Below are 13,712 nucleotides of genomic sequence, written 5' to 3'. Positions count from 1 at the left end.
GGCAGCGGACTCTGACTCCGTTATTTCGAGGGTTCAAATCCTTCCACCCCAACCAGAAACGCCCCGACGCTGACGCGCCGGGGCTCAATTTATAATGAATAGTGAATAATGAATAATTAAGAATATATGCTTTCGGGGGCGTTTCTGTATTATTCATTCTTCACTATTCATTTTTCATTATTCATTGTAATCGGTGATATTATTTATGGATAAACACACTCCTCTTTTAGATAAATCTCTTGCATTCGCAGCACGGATAGTAAAATTATATCAGTATCTTGTAAACGAGAAGAAAGAATCAATTATCTCAAAGCAGATAATCAGAAGCGGAACTTCTATCGGTGCAAACGCAAATGAAGCAGCATATGGAGTGAGCGTTGCTGATTTTATAGAAAAATGCAGATAGCATTAAAAGAAACCGCCGAGACTGAATATTGGCTGAGGCTATTGATTCTGACTGATTATATTGAAAAAGCCCACGGAGAATCAATACTGAATGACTGCCTTGAAATAAAAAAGATACTTACAGCTTCTCTGAAAACTGCAAAAGAGAATAAAAAATGAATGCCATCTTTTTAGTCATGCCAATACAGCGCCGAGCGGGCGCGTGCGGTTTCGCGGCTTAGTTTTACTGAGCCGCGAATTTTTCCGCGTTTCATACCGTATCTAAATCGGTTCACCTTTCCAGCGCAGAGCCTGCGCATTTAAGTTCGCGTTTCACTTCTTGTGGAACGCGTTTTTTATTCCGCGCATGAAGCGTATTTGTTTTGTCATGACTATACTGAAATGCCCGACAGTTTATTGTCGGGCTGAGTTTTTATCTGTTTGCCTGCTGCGGCCGTTTCTTACAATATATATTGACATTTCACCGTTTCAGGCGTATAATATAGAACGTGACATAAAGAATATCAGGGATGGGCAGCTGTCCGACGGACTGACAGTGCCATGTGTAAAGGAGAAATATATATGAATATGAATTTTAAGTGCCGTATACCTATCCCCATGGAGGTAAAGGAGAAATATCCCGTATCTCTTGAGCTGGAGCAGCGTATACACGAAAGAAACAAGGCTATCGCCGATGTTATAAGAGGCGAGGACGACAGGCTTCTGCTCATTATAGGTCCGTGTTCGGCTGATTTTGAGGACAGCGTTATAGATTATATCTGCCGCCTCAGAGAGGTGCAGGAAAAGGTAAAGGACAAGATAGTTATCGTTCCGCGTATCTATACAAACAAGCCCCGTACTACAGGCAAGGGCTACAAGGGTATGCTCCATCAGCCCGACCCTAACAAGGAGCCCGATATGTACAACGGTATCGTTGCCATAAGAAAGATGCACCTCCGCGCTATACATGAGACAGGCTTCACCTGTGCAGACGAGATGCTCTATCCCGAAAATCACAGATATATCAACGATCTCCTCGGTTATGTGGCTATAGGCGCCCGTTCTGTGGAGAACCAGCAGCACAGACTCACAGCCAGCGGCCTTTGTATCCCCGTAGGTATGAAGAACCCCGTGGGCGGCAGTATGCCCGTGCTTATGAATTCCATCGAAGCTGCGCAGTCGGGCCACACATTCCTCTACAGAGGCTGGGAGGTCAGCACGGAGGGAAATCCTCTTGCTCATGCTATTCTCAGAGGCTACGAGAACAACAGCGGCGAGACCAGGTCAAATTACCACTATGAGGACTTTCAGAAGATCTTTGAGATGTATCAGCAGAAGGGCTTCAGTTCGCCTGCCGTTATAGTTGACACCAATCATGCAAATTCGGGAAAGCGTCCCCTTGAGCAGCCGAGAATAGTCAACGAGGTACTGAACAACAGTCTGTACAACAGCGATCTGCGCAGAATATTCAAGGGCTTCATGATCGAGAGCTACATTGAGGACGGCTCTCAGAAGATAGGCGAGGAGCATATCTACGGCAAGTCCATCACCGATCCCTGCCTCGGCTGGGAAAAGACAGAGCGCCTTATATACGATATCGCCTCAAAATGGTGAGCGGGAGCTCTGCGGAAAGGCTCCGTTCAGCTGAAAACAGCATACATATACAGGCAGCTGCTTGCGTACAGGCGGCTGCCTTTTCTGTTTCCTGCGGGCATATGCTGAGATGACGGTGCAGCGGGACTAAAATCATGTATAATAAAGAATACGCGAAAAAGCTGTTTTTTGGTACAAAAGAGCATTGATTTATCTGTAAAATAATAGTATAATGATATAGACAGGTAACGTTGTGCTCCCGAGGGGGGATCAGGAAAGTGACGCAAAGTATGTCAGATCAGTGATACCGGCCGTCAGGAGACATGAAAGAGAAAAAACCATAATGGTAAAAAAAGGGGGGCTGTAAAAAAGGCAGTAATGTCCGTTCATGCGGGCTTACTATATATCCTTGTAAAGTGGGAGGGACTGTGCTCTTTAGGCGGGGCACGGTCCTTTCCATTTATTGCGGAGGTGGCTGTTTTTTGCGGAATATTAGCAGCGGGATGATATTGGTTGTTGATATATCACTATATAAAAAGGATAATACCGATGATACTTGTAGTATAATACAAAAAATGATTTATAAAATGTCTATGTGTTGACAATGTGATATCTGTGTGATATACTTATCAATATACGTAAAAAGCCAATTAGCTATTCAATTCGTCACTTTCAAGGAGGCTTGAAATGAGAAAAGCTGTATTTTTTTTCTTAACATATATACTCTATTTTGCAATGGGATTTGTAACACTTAGATTTGTGTATATTTGGCTGATGGATGAATCAAGACTTATGGAAAAAACTGTGGGAAAAACAGCAGTTCTGGAAAATGTGGCCTTCTATGCTCCGCTGATTATAATGCTTATCGTTGAGATAGTAGCATTTATTCTCGGAAAGAAACTCTTTGAAACATGGACATGGAAAGAAAAGATACTCGTGCCTTTTTTTTCTATAATAGGGTTGGTTAGTTCTGTAATTCTGATAGGATTACTCGATCCGTGAATGCGGATCTGTAATAATAATTTATTTGAAGGGAAATGATATGATGAAAAAATTCCACAAGCTTCTGTCAGTGGCAGCAGCAGGAATCATGGCATTCGCCGTGGTACCAAAGCTTCCCGAGGCAGATGTAGTCGCAGCAGATCCCGACCGTTATACGGTACTCGTGCTCGACGCGTCAGGCAGTATGAGCGGAACTCCCGCTGCAAAGCAGAGAGAGGCAGCACAGAAATTCTGTGACGACATACTCAGCGCAAACGGCACAAACTATGTAGCTCTCGTAGCACTTGACAGCACAGCATCTGTAAAATGTAATTTTACTACCGATATCGACGAGATATCTCAGAAGATCTCACAGATAGGAGAATGGGGCGGTACAAACTATGTTTCTGCTCTTGAGACAGCTGACTCGCTCCTTCAGAATGTCGATTCTTCAAATATCAGAAATATCGTATTCTGTTCAGACGGACTTCCCGAGGCAGGCAGAAGATCGACTACAGGTCGTTACTCTTCCTCTGATGACAGCTACTTCTACAGCTATGCAAATGAAGCCTACAATGTAGCTTCCGGTCTCAAGGATGACTATAATATCTACACTCTCGGCTTCTTTCACAGCCTCAGCGGCAACAGACTTTCATTTGCTCAGAGAGTAATGAGCGATCTCGCAAGCAATTCTTCACAGTATTATAATGTTACCGATCCCGATCAGCTTCTTTTTGAATTCGGTAATGTGGCTCAGAGTGTGTTAGAAGATGAAAAGCCTCTCATTCTTATCCCCGGTATCATGGGAAGCAGACTCTTTGCTGATGACCAGTTCAAAGATATCGTATGGGTAGGATATGGAGAGATCGCTTCTACCACTCTTGATAATAGTCTTGAAAAGAGCAAGACCGTATATGTAAAGCCCCCTGTTGACCAGAATTCTATTCCCGAAAGCGAAAGAGAACCCGGTGCGTTGGATTGCATGAAAAAGCTTGTCAACGAGATGTGTAAAAAATATCCCAACAGAAAGATTTATGTTTTCAGTTATGACTGGAGGCAGTCAAATGCGGATAGCGCTGCAAAGCTTGGAGAGTTCATTGATAGTCTTTCAGCAAGCAAGGTGGATATCGTAGCTCATTCTATGGGTGGTATAGTTACATCAAAATATGTTAAAGAAAATGGCTTTGGTAAGGTTGACAAGATCATAACTTGTGGTACTCCTTATGAGGGCGCTCCGCACTGTATCGAAGCGGTAGTTAATTTCTCAGTAGCAGGTTCAGATATCAAGGATTATCTTCTTGCATTCGGCGGACTTCACAAGGATGTAAAGAGAGAGCTTAACGGTGTTGCTGAGCTTACACCTACAAAGAATTATGTTAGTCAGTGCCCAATGTGGCAGGATGCAAAGAGTATATGGACTTCAGATGACTATGAAATAACTGATTTTAATGAATATCAGAACAGGATAAAAAGAATATTCGCATCAGGAGTTTATGATGACGCTTATGCATTCCAGCAGTCTATCCACGGGGATAGTTCAGATTTCAATGTTCTTCTCAACTATGATAAATCATATTTTGTAATGGGTACATCACAGTACACAATGAAATCCTTGAAGTTTGATTATAAGTTTGAGGATATCGATAGAAGTACTTTTGATGAAGATTACAGTGATATTTTCTATACAAACAAGGGCGACGGAACAGTTCCTTATCTTTCTGCTTCTATGATGAATCAGATTGAAAATCTTGATAGAAGCAGATGGGATAAATTTGAATACGGACATCTTCCTCTTATTAAACATCAGGATGTATTTGATTGGATCGAAGATAAGCTCGATGATTCAAACAATATTCAGGCAGCACCTCCTACATACTCACCCTACACAGTAATCAGGATCGCTTGTCCTGTAGACGTAGAGATCTCTGACGGAAACAGCGCACTCAGCTCTGTAAAGGGTTCTGAGTCATTCTCAGCTTCATTCGGACGTCTCGACCTCATCGGCAAGGACAACGACATTAAGATGATCTGTATGGACGAGGATACAAACCTTGACGTAAACCTCAAGGGTACAGGCACAGGTACAATGAACTACACTATCCGTCACTACTCAGCTGACGATGAGCTCCTTGACGAGCGTACATTCGAGAACGTGCCCATCACAGACAAGACAGTCATCAAGACAAAGGCCGACAACGCAGAGGCTACAGTTCTCAGCGTAGACAACGACGGCGACGGCATCATCGACTCAACATGGACAGCCAAGAAGAGAGAGGACGTAACAGTTCCCGACTCTGAGAGAGTTGCTATGACAGGCATCAATGCTACAATCGATAACGCTGAGCTCGATATCGACGGCACAGCTGCTATCACAGTTACAAAGGATCCCGAGAATTCAACTGATAACATGACAGTTACATTCTCCAGCAGCGACGAGAACGTTGCAACTGTTGACGCAAACGGCGCAGTAAAGGCTGTAGGCGCAGGCACAGCAACTATCACAGTATCAAGCTCAAACGGCTTCACAAAGGCTGTTGAGGTAACAGTAAAGGCTCCCGAGACTACAACAACTACTACAACTACAACAACTACCACAACAACTGCAAAGACAACGGCAAAGGGTTCAAACTCACCTAAGACAGGCGATTCAACTCCCGTAGCTATGTATGTTTTCGGTATCCTTGCACTTGGCTGTACAGCTGTACTGGCAAGAAAGTCAAAGGATGAAGACTAAGCTTTAAAATGAAAAAGTCCCACATATGTGGGACTTTTTTTATATTGAAACGTATTCGGGATCGGTATTCAGGGGAATAAGATACTGGTCTATGCGCTGACGCGATACACCGTCGCCTATGACTATGAGCACGGGCTGACCCTCCGGGATTACGGCGGTCTCTGTCCTTTCGCGGGTGGCGTTGATCTTCAGCCAGCCGTTTTCAACGGGCAGCGAGCCCTTTATACGGAATATCCTGCCGCAGCTCTCATCGGTGATGATATCGGTGATGAGCTGCTCTATCTTTTCGGGAGGTATGCTTATGTGCATGAAGTAATGGACGGAGCTCCCGATATCCTCGGGACTGAACTTTTTCACATAGGCGGAGCCGCGATAGCCTGCGCTGCCGAAAAGCCTGTAGTCCTCATCGGTGAAGTCCGCCCAGTCCTTTGCGGTGACCTCCCGCACAGTAAGCCTTCTGTCGCAGCGTATGTCCTCAAGGGAACGATTTATACGGGTGACCATGCGCTCCGCAGTATCCCGGGGGACATCTCCGCTGAGCTTGCTTATGATCACTCTTCCGCAGCAGGCGGCCTGCGAGCCGAGAAGGTACTCCATCTGGGGCGGCAGCTGCTCCTCGGTCGCCGCGTCGGCAACGGTGAGGACGCTGCCTATCTCGAACCAGTTATCGAGAGGGGAGTCGTGAAGGATATCGAAGAACTCGTCCATATCGAATATGCCCGAGGGCTCCACGATAACGCGGTCAAAGTGCTGCATACCCAGGGATATGAGCTGTGTCTTGAAGCGGCGTCTGTGGCAGTCCGCGTCGCAGCCTCCCGCGATCATCTCCAGACGGCAGCCCGCGCTCTTCAGCTCCTGAAGCATGAGCATATCTATATTCACAGCGCCGAAGTCGTTTTCAAGTATGGCGATATTCTCGCCCTTGTCTATGAAATGGCGGGCGTACTTCAGCAGGAATGTGGTCTTTCCCGAGCCCAGTATACCCGTAATAAGGTCGATCTTAGTCATTGCAAACATCTCCTTTTATATAAGTATAGCACAGGGCGGCGGTGAAGTCAATCGGAGCTTTATACCGTTCAGACTTGACATATACCCCGGACCGTGGTATACTTTTGGCAGGATGTGCCGATGATATCGGCAGGTATTGATTATAAAAAACGAACGAAAGCGGCTGTGACATATTATTATGGGAGTATCCTGCGGTATTACGGATATCCCGCGGAAGTCACGGCTGTCATTGAGGTGGATAATGAACAGAGCAGAAAGAGCAGTAGAGATAAAGCACAGCGGCAGCAACTGCTGTCAGGCGGTGCTTCTGGCGTTTGCGGAGGAGCTTGGTGCGGAGGAGGATACTCTCAGGAAGATGGGTGCGGCCTTTGGCTGCGGCATGGGTACCTTTGACGCTACCTGCGGAGCGCTCTGCGGCGCGGGAATGATACTGGGACTGAAAAAATACGGGGGCAGACCTGTCCTTGCCGACGCAAAGCAGCTCCACAGCAGCTTCCGCAGTATGTGCGGAAGTACGGACTGCGGCGAGCTGAAGGGCGTAAAGACGGGAAAAATGCTTTGCAGCTGTGACGACTGTGTGCGCAATGCTGTAAAACTGGCAGAAGCTTTTATATGAAAAATGAGCCGCCGGCACATACCTCTGTGCGGCGGCTCGGAATTTATCCAAAAAAATTTTTTTCTCCATGCACAATTAGGTATTCCTCATGTGTGTTATATATGAAAGGGGGTCACAGCAATGAATAATGACAGTACTGCATTATACGCCTTCAGAAAATTCGGAAACACAGTCCTGCGTGCAGCATTTGCCTTCAGCGGCAGCTATGCCGAGGCAGAGGATATCGTTCAGGACGTTTTCCTTTCACTACATACGGACTCGCGTTCTTTTAACGACGACGAACATCTCAAAGCATGGCTTCTTCGTGTGACCATCAACAAATGCAAGAATCTTCGCAGGAGCTTCAGGTTCAGCCGTACCTGCTCGCTTGACGAGCTGGACGACTCCTCGGCAATATGCGAGATAAGCACAAGAGGCCGCGAGCTGCGGGAGCAGATCTCTGCCCTTCCAAGGAAATATGCCGAGGTCATATTCCTCCATTATTACGAGGGATACAGCATCAGGGAGATGGCCGAGATCACAGGCAGGAACGAGAACACAGTGGGCTCGCTGCTTCGCCGCGGACGTGAGAAACTCAGAGCAGAGCTTGAAAAGGAGGATGGAATATGCAGAGAAACGATTATCAAGACGCTCTGAACGAGCTGAGGCTCAGCAGTAAATTCTGCGAGGAAATGGAGAAAAAGCTCTCGGCGCAGGTAACAGAAGACGATGAATATACAGACGAGGTAACTCACGTTGAGGTGGTGCCTCAGAGGAATTACAGAAAGCTTGCTCTTGCTGCGGCATTCGTGCTGGCAGTCTGCGGAGCAGGCGGCGGTGCGCTTTACATGAACAGGGAGGCTTTTCTTGACAGCTCGGGTACAGAGAGAACTATATATGACGAAAAGGAATTCACCTTTCCCTTTGGTTCGGTGGAGCTCCACGGAACGGTGTTCAATTACAACTGTCAGGGCGTGATCACCGGCGGCACCACAGTTGCGGATCAGGAAATGGGCGGAGAGCTCCAGGCGCTGTTTGCGTCTGCGGAGTTCAGGGAGATGGAGCCCAATATCGTAAACAGCAATTTCGACGGCGAGAGGATAAGCTTCAATACCCAGGATTTCTATGCGGATTTCTATGATGACGGACTTATCGTTATCGAGGAGTACGGAGAGGCTTCTTCCGTTAATAACGTTTTCAGCGATACCGGATGTCAGCAAAAGTACTACAAGATAGATCCCGCTGTATTCCGCAAGATGAAGCAGATACTTTATAAGTACGAAAAGTTCGGCATAATTGACGCTTTGGGAATAAATGCCGAGATCTATGACGCCGATATCACCATGGGAACAAGAGACAATAAGCTCACCGACAGAGAGGCCATGATGCTTGCGGCGGCTGTCAACTCTATTAACTGGAAATACAGCGATGCACCTCCGGATACTGTCAGCACCGAGAACATCAATATCAGATTCACTTATGAAGCTGTCTCATATGATATAACCTTCTACAGCAACGGAAATGCAGCAGTCAGAACCACCAGGGGAAGCAAAACAACTACCGAATTCTTCAGCATGGCCGATAATCCCGATGGCTTCATTGAGCTGAAGACCTGCGTGGATAACGGCGCTCCCTGCGAAAGTCCTTTCAAATATGAAAAGACAGAGACAGCCAGTGCGAATATCTATGATACATACAGGAAACAACTCGGTATATATGAGTCAAATAACAACGGCTATATCATAAAGGACGAGGACTTCAAAACGCTGGTGGATATGCTGAACGGCTTCAACTGGAGACGCTCTGTTGGCTATAACTCCGTATTCAGCAACGATATCGCCATCGCTACAAGTTCACAGAGACTAAGTATATCCTCGGGCGGCGTATGCGACTACTATAATTATGAAGAGCCGGTAGAGATCGGTGAATACGGTATAGTAAGATACTATATAGATGAAGATGAATATACCGAGCTTGTAAACTGGCTGACTTCGCTGGGAAGCAAGGCTGCCGATCCCAACGAGCTCGCTGAGTCTTCAATAGACCGTTTACTGTCGGGTGAGAGCGTGAACCTGAGATATGCCAAGTACTGGAGCGAAGGCAAGACAGTGGATCTTTTCAGCAGCAATGGCGCACAGGAGATCAGCGACGCCCTGAAGTCTCTGGACTGGAAGCTCACCGACGAATTTCTGCCGTGCAGCAGTAACTGCTATGAACTCTGCTGCAGCAACAGCGGCTATTCAACTCTTATACTTTCAAGAGACGGCCTTATGGTAGATCAGGAATTGATGATCTCATTCAAATGCGAGGAGCCAGAGAAGTATATAGAGGTCATAGATAAGCTGTTCAGCAAGAACGAGACCATCAACAGGAAATATCACGAGCTGCTGCCTGACGACGGATCAGACAGCTGATAACAGATGAAGTCATGCCGTATGCCTCCGATAACGTAATAATAGGATCGCAGACTGTTGGCAAACGGCTTGACATATATATAAAACCTCCGCAGGACAACGGTCAGTCCTGCGGAGGTTTTTGATTTATCTTATCTTTGAGCCTACGGGTATGCTGTCGTCAACGAAGATGACCTTTACTCCGTCGGGAGTATCCGCGGCGCATATCATTCCGTTGCTGTCAACTCCTCTGAGCTTTACGGGCTTGAGGTTGGCAATGAGCTGGAGCTTCTTTCCGATGAGGTCCTCGGGAGCGTAATACTGCGCTATTCCCGATACCACCTGACGGCCGCCCATACCGTCGTCAAGCTGTAAGCACAGGAGCTTGTCGGACTTCTTCACCTTTTCACAGGCTGTGACCTTTGCTACCCTGATCTCCACCTTTGCGAAGTCGTCAATGGTGATCTCGGGATTCAGCTCTATCTTTTCAGGCTCGGCATCAGCCTCGCCCTTTTCCTCTGAGGAGAGCTTTGCCTTTGCGGCCTCCATATTCTTCACGAGTATGGCGTTGAGCTCCTCGATCTCCTTGTCAACGTCTATTCTGGGGAAGAGGATCTCGCCCTTGTGAACTGTTACGTTCTCGGGAAGAACACCGAATACGCCCAGCTTTTCGTACTCCACATCGGCTGCGGAAGCGCCTATCTGCTCCCATACCTTAGGCATAACAGTGGGCATGAATGGTGCAAGGAGCGCAGATGTTACGCGGATAGCCTCAAGAAGATTATAGAGCACCGATGCCAGACGAGCCTTCTTGGTCTCGTCCTTGCCAAGCTTCCAGGGCTCGGTCTCGTCGATGTACTTGTTGGCGCGGTCAACGACCTTGAATATCTCCTCAAGAGCCTGCTTCAGCTTTGTCTCGTCGATGTACTTGTCCACCTCAGGGAGGAGACCTGTGACAACAGACTTGAACTCCTCGTCAAGGGCATCGCCCTCACGCTCTGAGGGGATAGTGCCGCCGAAGTACTTGTCCACCATTGCAACTGTACGTGAAACAAGGTTTCCGAAGCCGTTGGCAAGATCGGAGTTTATGCGGTTTATCATTATCTCGTTTGAGAAGAGGCTGTCTGCTCCCAGAGCCATCTCACGGAGGATATGGTATCTTATGGAGTCCTGACCGTATCTCTCACCGAGAACGAACGGGTCAACAACATTGCCCAGTGATTTTGACATCTTCTCGCTCTCGCCGTTCTTGCCTGCCATGGTTATCCAGCCGTGAACAGCAAGGTGCTTAGGCAGGGGCAGGTCAAGTGCCATGAGCATTGCAGGCCAGATGATAGCGTGGAAGCGCATGATGTCCTTGGCTACCATGTGAACGTCTGCGGGCCAGTATTTCTCAAAGTCGCTGTGTGCGGAGTTCTCATAGCCCAGTGCGGTGATATAGTTGGAAAGGGCGTCTATCCATACATATACGACGTGCTTTTCGTCAAAGGTAACGGGTACGCCCCATGTGAATGAAGTTCTCGATACGCAGAGATCCTCGAGGCCGGGCTTGATGAAGTTGTTTACCAGCTCCACGGCTCTTGTCTTGGGACGGAGATAGTCTGTTTCGAGAAGGAGCTTCTCTATACGCTCCGCAAAGGGAGACATCTTGAAGAAGTAAGCCTCCTCCTTGGCGAACTTCACGGGTCTGTGACACTCGGGACAGCAGCCGTTCTCGTCCAGCTGGGAGTCAGTCCAGAAGCTCTCGCAGGGAGTGCAGTACTTGCCCGAATATTCGCCTTTATATATATATCCCTTGTCGTAGAGAGCCTTGAATATCTTCTGTACGGCCTCAACGTGATAGTCGTCCGTGGTGCGGATATATCTGTCGTAGGATATATTCATGTATTTCCAGAGGTTCTTGAATTTGCCGACGATAACGTCAACGTACTCCTTGGGAGTAACGCCCTGCTCGGCAGCCTTCTGCTCTATCTTCAGGCCGTGCTCGTCGGTGCCTGTGAGGAACATTACGTCATAGCCCTGCATTCGCTTGTAACGGGCAATGGAATCGCAGGCAACTGTGGTATAACAGTGGCCGATGTGGGGATCGCCCGAAGGGTAGTAAATCGGCGTGGTGATGTAAAAGGGTTTCTTTGACATAAAAATCGCTCCAATCTGAGTGTAAGAATTCCTTTTCCGAATGAAAGAAAAGGTCAACTTCTATTATACCACGTTTTTTGTAATATGTCCAGTCCAAAAAATTTCGGTTTTTCGTTGACAATGGGCTGCTTTTATACTATAATGAAATTACACAAAATCTATCGGCCATCAAGGAGGCATAGTCATCATGAAAACAAAAAGAATAGTAACAGGGGTATTGGCGGGTGCTTTCCTTGCAGCAATGAGTGCTGTATCGGCGTCGGCAGCTGCGGAAACAGAAAACAATATCATGCTGGGCGACCCTACGGGCGACGGTATAATAAACGCAGTTGACGCTTCAAACATACTCTGTCTGTATTCAGAGCTCTCAGTAGAGATCACAGAGCTGACAAACGAGCTCGGCGCGATCTGTGACGTCAACAGAGACGGCAGCGTAGACGCAGTTGACGCTTCCATGGTGCTCTCTTATTACGCTTCGCAGAGCTCCGAAGAGGAGGAGAAGTCACTGGAGCAGTTCGTTGTGGACTTCTGGGAGAAAATGTTTTCCCAGACCCCTGATGATACGTTACAGTGGCAGTGGACGGGATATGATCCCGAGGATATTCTGAACAACTGGGAGCCTTTCACTTGGTGGGAGCCTTATTATTCATGGAAGAATATCATAGATCCCGAGACCGGCGAGATCACTGTTCCGGAAGACCAGTGGTGGATAAACGATATAATTGATCCCGAGACAGGCGAGATCTCTGATCTCTTGGGAGAATACAATCCCTGGAATCCCTGGAATCCCTGGGCTGTGATCGACCCTGAGACGGGTGAGTTCTACACATCGGCAGACCCGTGGAATCCGTGGCTGACTGTTATTGATCCCGAGACGGGCGAGGTGGGGATTTATACCAATCCCTGGTTACCTGTTGATGAGTGGCAGAAGGAGATCGCTCCCGAGGAGCAGCCTGCTTCCGAAAACGAATAATGCTATCTGAAAAGCCCGCTTTTGCGGGCTTTTTTGCTGTTGACCCCCTTGTTTATCTTGACATTCACATACATTGCTTGTATAATAAAAATGACATGATAATACTGATTCAGGGAGGCTATTTTATGAGGAAAATATCGTTTTTTGCTATAGCATTGATCGTGTGTGCTGCGTTTTTTTCTTGCAGCTTAAATAGCAATGTGCCTAAGATTCTTAGTAATGTACGGCATCAATATGATTCAGAAAGTGAGGAACACACTTTTTTCTGGCAGTTCTATAATAAATTTGACAAACCTATAGAAGCCTGTGCCACAATAAATATTACGATTTCAAACGACAAACAAGAAGAAGTATTCAATAAGGATTTTCAAGTCACAGAATCTGATTACGGCACACGGACAAGTCAGAATTACCCGGACGGTGAACTCTTTGGAAGTATTGTTATCCCTGATTCAGAGATAGAAGCAGGAGTTTCCGAAAAAGGAAAAGCGACTATAACAGCAACATTTGACAAAGGATATTTCGAGCCGGTGATAATAAGCGTAGATGACCTGCCGCAAAAGGACGTAACTATCCATTTGCCGCAGTTGCCGATAAAATCCGATCATTACGGCAACGATAACGAATTGCTGTCATCTGTTTCTGTTACAGATATAAGTTATGAGTATAACAGTGTGCTGAAGATAAAGTTTACCGTTCAGATGGACTATCGGGCCGATAGTCCGCTGGCATACGGATATGTGCCCTATAAGCTTACAAATCAGGACGGTATAGTCGTTGCCAATAAACAGATAATGTCCTTGGATATGAATGTCGGAGAAATAATGGAAAAAGAGGAATATGTTTCTGATATAGAACCGGGCGACGAGCTCACACTTTCTATAACAGATTAACAGTATTGATGTTTAAAAA

At 46.8% G+C, this 13,712-nt stretch carries 10 protein-coding genes and 1 pseudogene; 9 read left to right on the top strand and 2 right to left on the bottom strand.

Translation table 11 applies throughout. The features are described 5' to 3' along the window. Positions 1-205: 205 nt before the first annotated feature. The 4 genes and pseudogenes from Q0Y65_RS11970 (at position 206) to Q0Y65_RS11955 (ending at position 5,692) form a co-directional block, all read left to right on the top strand. Positions 206-564, top strand: a pseudogene (locus Q0Y65_RS11970) (four helix bundle protein). Positions 565-966: 402 nt separating this feature from the next. Further along, positions 967-1,998: a 3-deoxy-7-phosphoheptulonate synthase gene (locus Q0Y65_RS11965; RefSeq protein ID WP_297960071.1), complete on the top strand. Its 1,032-nt coding sequence runs from the start codon at positions 967-969 to the stop codon at positions 1,996-1,998. A gap of 666 nt (positions 1,999-2,664) precedes the next feature. Continuing rightward, complete coding sequence (locus Q0Y65_RS11960) at positions 2,665-2,979, top strand: hypothetical protein (protein ID WP_297960069.1); 315 nt, start codon at positions 2,665-2,667, stop codon at positions 2,977-2,979. 40 nt (positions 2,980-3,019) lie between these two features. Beyond that, complete coding sequence (locus Q0Y65_RS11955; protein ID WP_297960068.1) at positions 3,020-5,692, top strand: VWA domain-containing protein; 2,673 nt, start codon at positions 3,020-3,022, stop codon at positions 5,690-5,692. A 39-nt stretch (positions 5,693-5,731) separates the two neighbouring features. On the opposite strand, the gene Q0Y65_RS11950 is transcribed toward Q0Y65_RS11955, so the two are convergent. Beyond that, positions 5,732-6,700: a GTP-binding protein gene (locus tag Q0Y65_RS11950; protein WP_297960066.1), complete on the bottom strand. Its 969-nt coding sequence runs from the start codon at positions 6,698-6,700 to the stop codon at positions 5,732-5,734. Between the two features lie 241 nt (positions 6,701-6,941). Here Q0Y65_RS11950 and Q0Y65_RS11945 point away from each other — a divergent pair, with 241 nt between their 5' ends. From Q0Y65_RS11945 to Q0Y65_RS11935, 3 genes are all read left to right on the top strand, one after another. Then, the gene (locus tag Q0Y65_RS11945) at positions 6,942-7,316 is read left to right on the top strand and encodes a C-GCAxxG-C-C family protein (RefSeq protein ID WP_297960064.1); all 375 of its coding nucleotides are present in this window, start codon (positions 6,942-6,944) and stop codon (positions 7,314-7,316) included. Positions 7,317-7,436: 120 nt separating this feature from the next. Beyond that, positions 7,437-7,952: an RNA polymerase sigma factor gene (locus Q0Y65_RS11940; protein WP_297960062.1), complete on the top strand. Its 516-nt coding sequence runs from the start codon at positions 7,437-7,439 to the stop codon at positions 7,950-7,952. Beyond that, a complete protein-coding gene (locus Q0Y65_RS11935) occupies positions 7,922-9,709 on the top strand; it encodes a hypothetical protein (RefSeq protein WP_297960060.1) in 1,788 nt (595 codons plus the stop codon). Before Q0Y65_RS11940 ends, Q0Y65_RS11935 begins: the two co-directional genes overlap by 31 nt. 126 nt (positions 9,710-9,835) lie before the next feature. Here the strand turns inward: Q0Y65_RS11935 and metG are convergent, their stop codons facing one another. Beyond that, the gene (gene metG, locus Q0Y65_RS11930; RefSeq protein ID WP_297960078.1) at positions 9,836-11,869 is read right to left on the bottom strand and encodes a methionine--tRNA ligase; all 2,034 of its coding nucleotides are present in this window, start codon (positions 11,867-11,869) and stop codon (positions 9,836-9,838) included. Between the two features lie 145 nt (positions 11,870-12,014). On the opposite strand from metG, the gene Q0Y65_RS11925 reads away from it, so the two are divergent. Further along, entirely contained in the window at positions 12,015-12,800 is a 786-nt protein-coding gene (locus Q0Y65_RS11925; protein WP_297960059.1) for a dockerin type I domain-containing protein, read from the top strand. Positions 12,801-12,925: 125 nt separating this feature from the next. After that, on the top strand, positions 12,926-13,693 hold the full coding sequence (locus Q0Y65_RS11920) for a hypothetical protein (RefSeq protein WP_297960057.1): 768 nt from the start codon (positions 12,926-12,928) through the stop codon (positions 13,691-13,693). Positions 13,694-13,712 lie beyond the last annotated feature (19 nt).

The sequence above is a fragment of the uncultured Ruminococcus sp. genome (genome assembly GCF_947301925.1).
In the GTDB taxonomy this organism is placed as follows: Bacteria; Bacillota; Clostridia; order Oscillospirales; family Ruminococcaceae; genus Ruminococcus.
Note: the sequence above shows the minus strand (reverse complement) of the source record. Positions and strands in the feature narration are given on the sequence as shown.

What these genes read in the sequence shown, in the direction of transcription:
- Q0Y65_RS11965 (WP_297960071.1), top strand. Translation starts at nt 967, where the DNA reads ATGAATATGAATTTTAAGTGCCGTATACCTATCCCCATGGAGGTAAAG.
- Q0Y65_RS11960 (WP_297960069.1), top strand. Translation starts at nt 2,665, where the DNA reads ATGAGAAAAGCTGTATTTTTTTTCTTAACATATATACTCTATTTTGCA.
- Q0Y65_RS11955 (WP_297960068.1), top strand. Translation starts at nt 3,020, where the DNA reads ATGATGAAAAAATTCCACAAGCTTCTGTCAGTGGCAGCAGCAGGAATC.
- Q0Y65_RS11950 (WP_297960066.1), bottom strand. Translation starts at nt 6,700, where the DNA reads ATGACTAAGATCGACCTTATTACGGGTATACTGGGCTCGGGAAAGACC.
- Q0Y65_RS11945 (WP_297960064.1), top strand. Translation starts at nt 6,942, where the DNA reads ATGAACAGAGCAGAAAGAGCAGTAGAGATAAAGCACAGCGGCAGCAAC.
- Q0Y65_RS11940 (WP_297960062.1), top strand. Translation starts at nt 7,437, where the DNA reads ATGAATAATGACAGTACTGCATTATACGCCTTCAGAAAATTCGGAAAC.
- Q0Y65_RS11935 (WP_297960060.1), top strand. Translation starts at nt 7,922, where the DNA reads ATGCAGAGAAACGATTATCAAGACGCTCTGAACGAGCTGAGGCTCAGC.
- Q0Y65_RS11925 (WP_297960059.1), top strand. Translation starts at nt 12,015, where the DNA reads ATGAAAACAAAAAGAATAGTAACAGGGGTATTGGCGGGTGCTTTCCTT.
- Q0Y65_RS11920 (WP_297960057.1), top strand. Translation starts at nt 12,926, where the DNA reads ATGAGGAAAATATCGTTTTTTGCTATAGCATTGATCGTGTGTGCTGCG.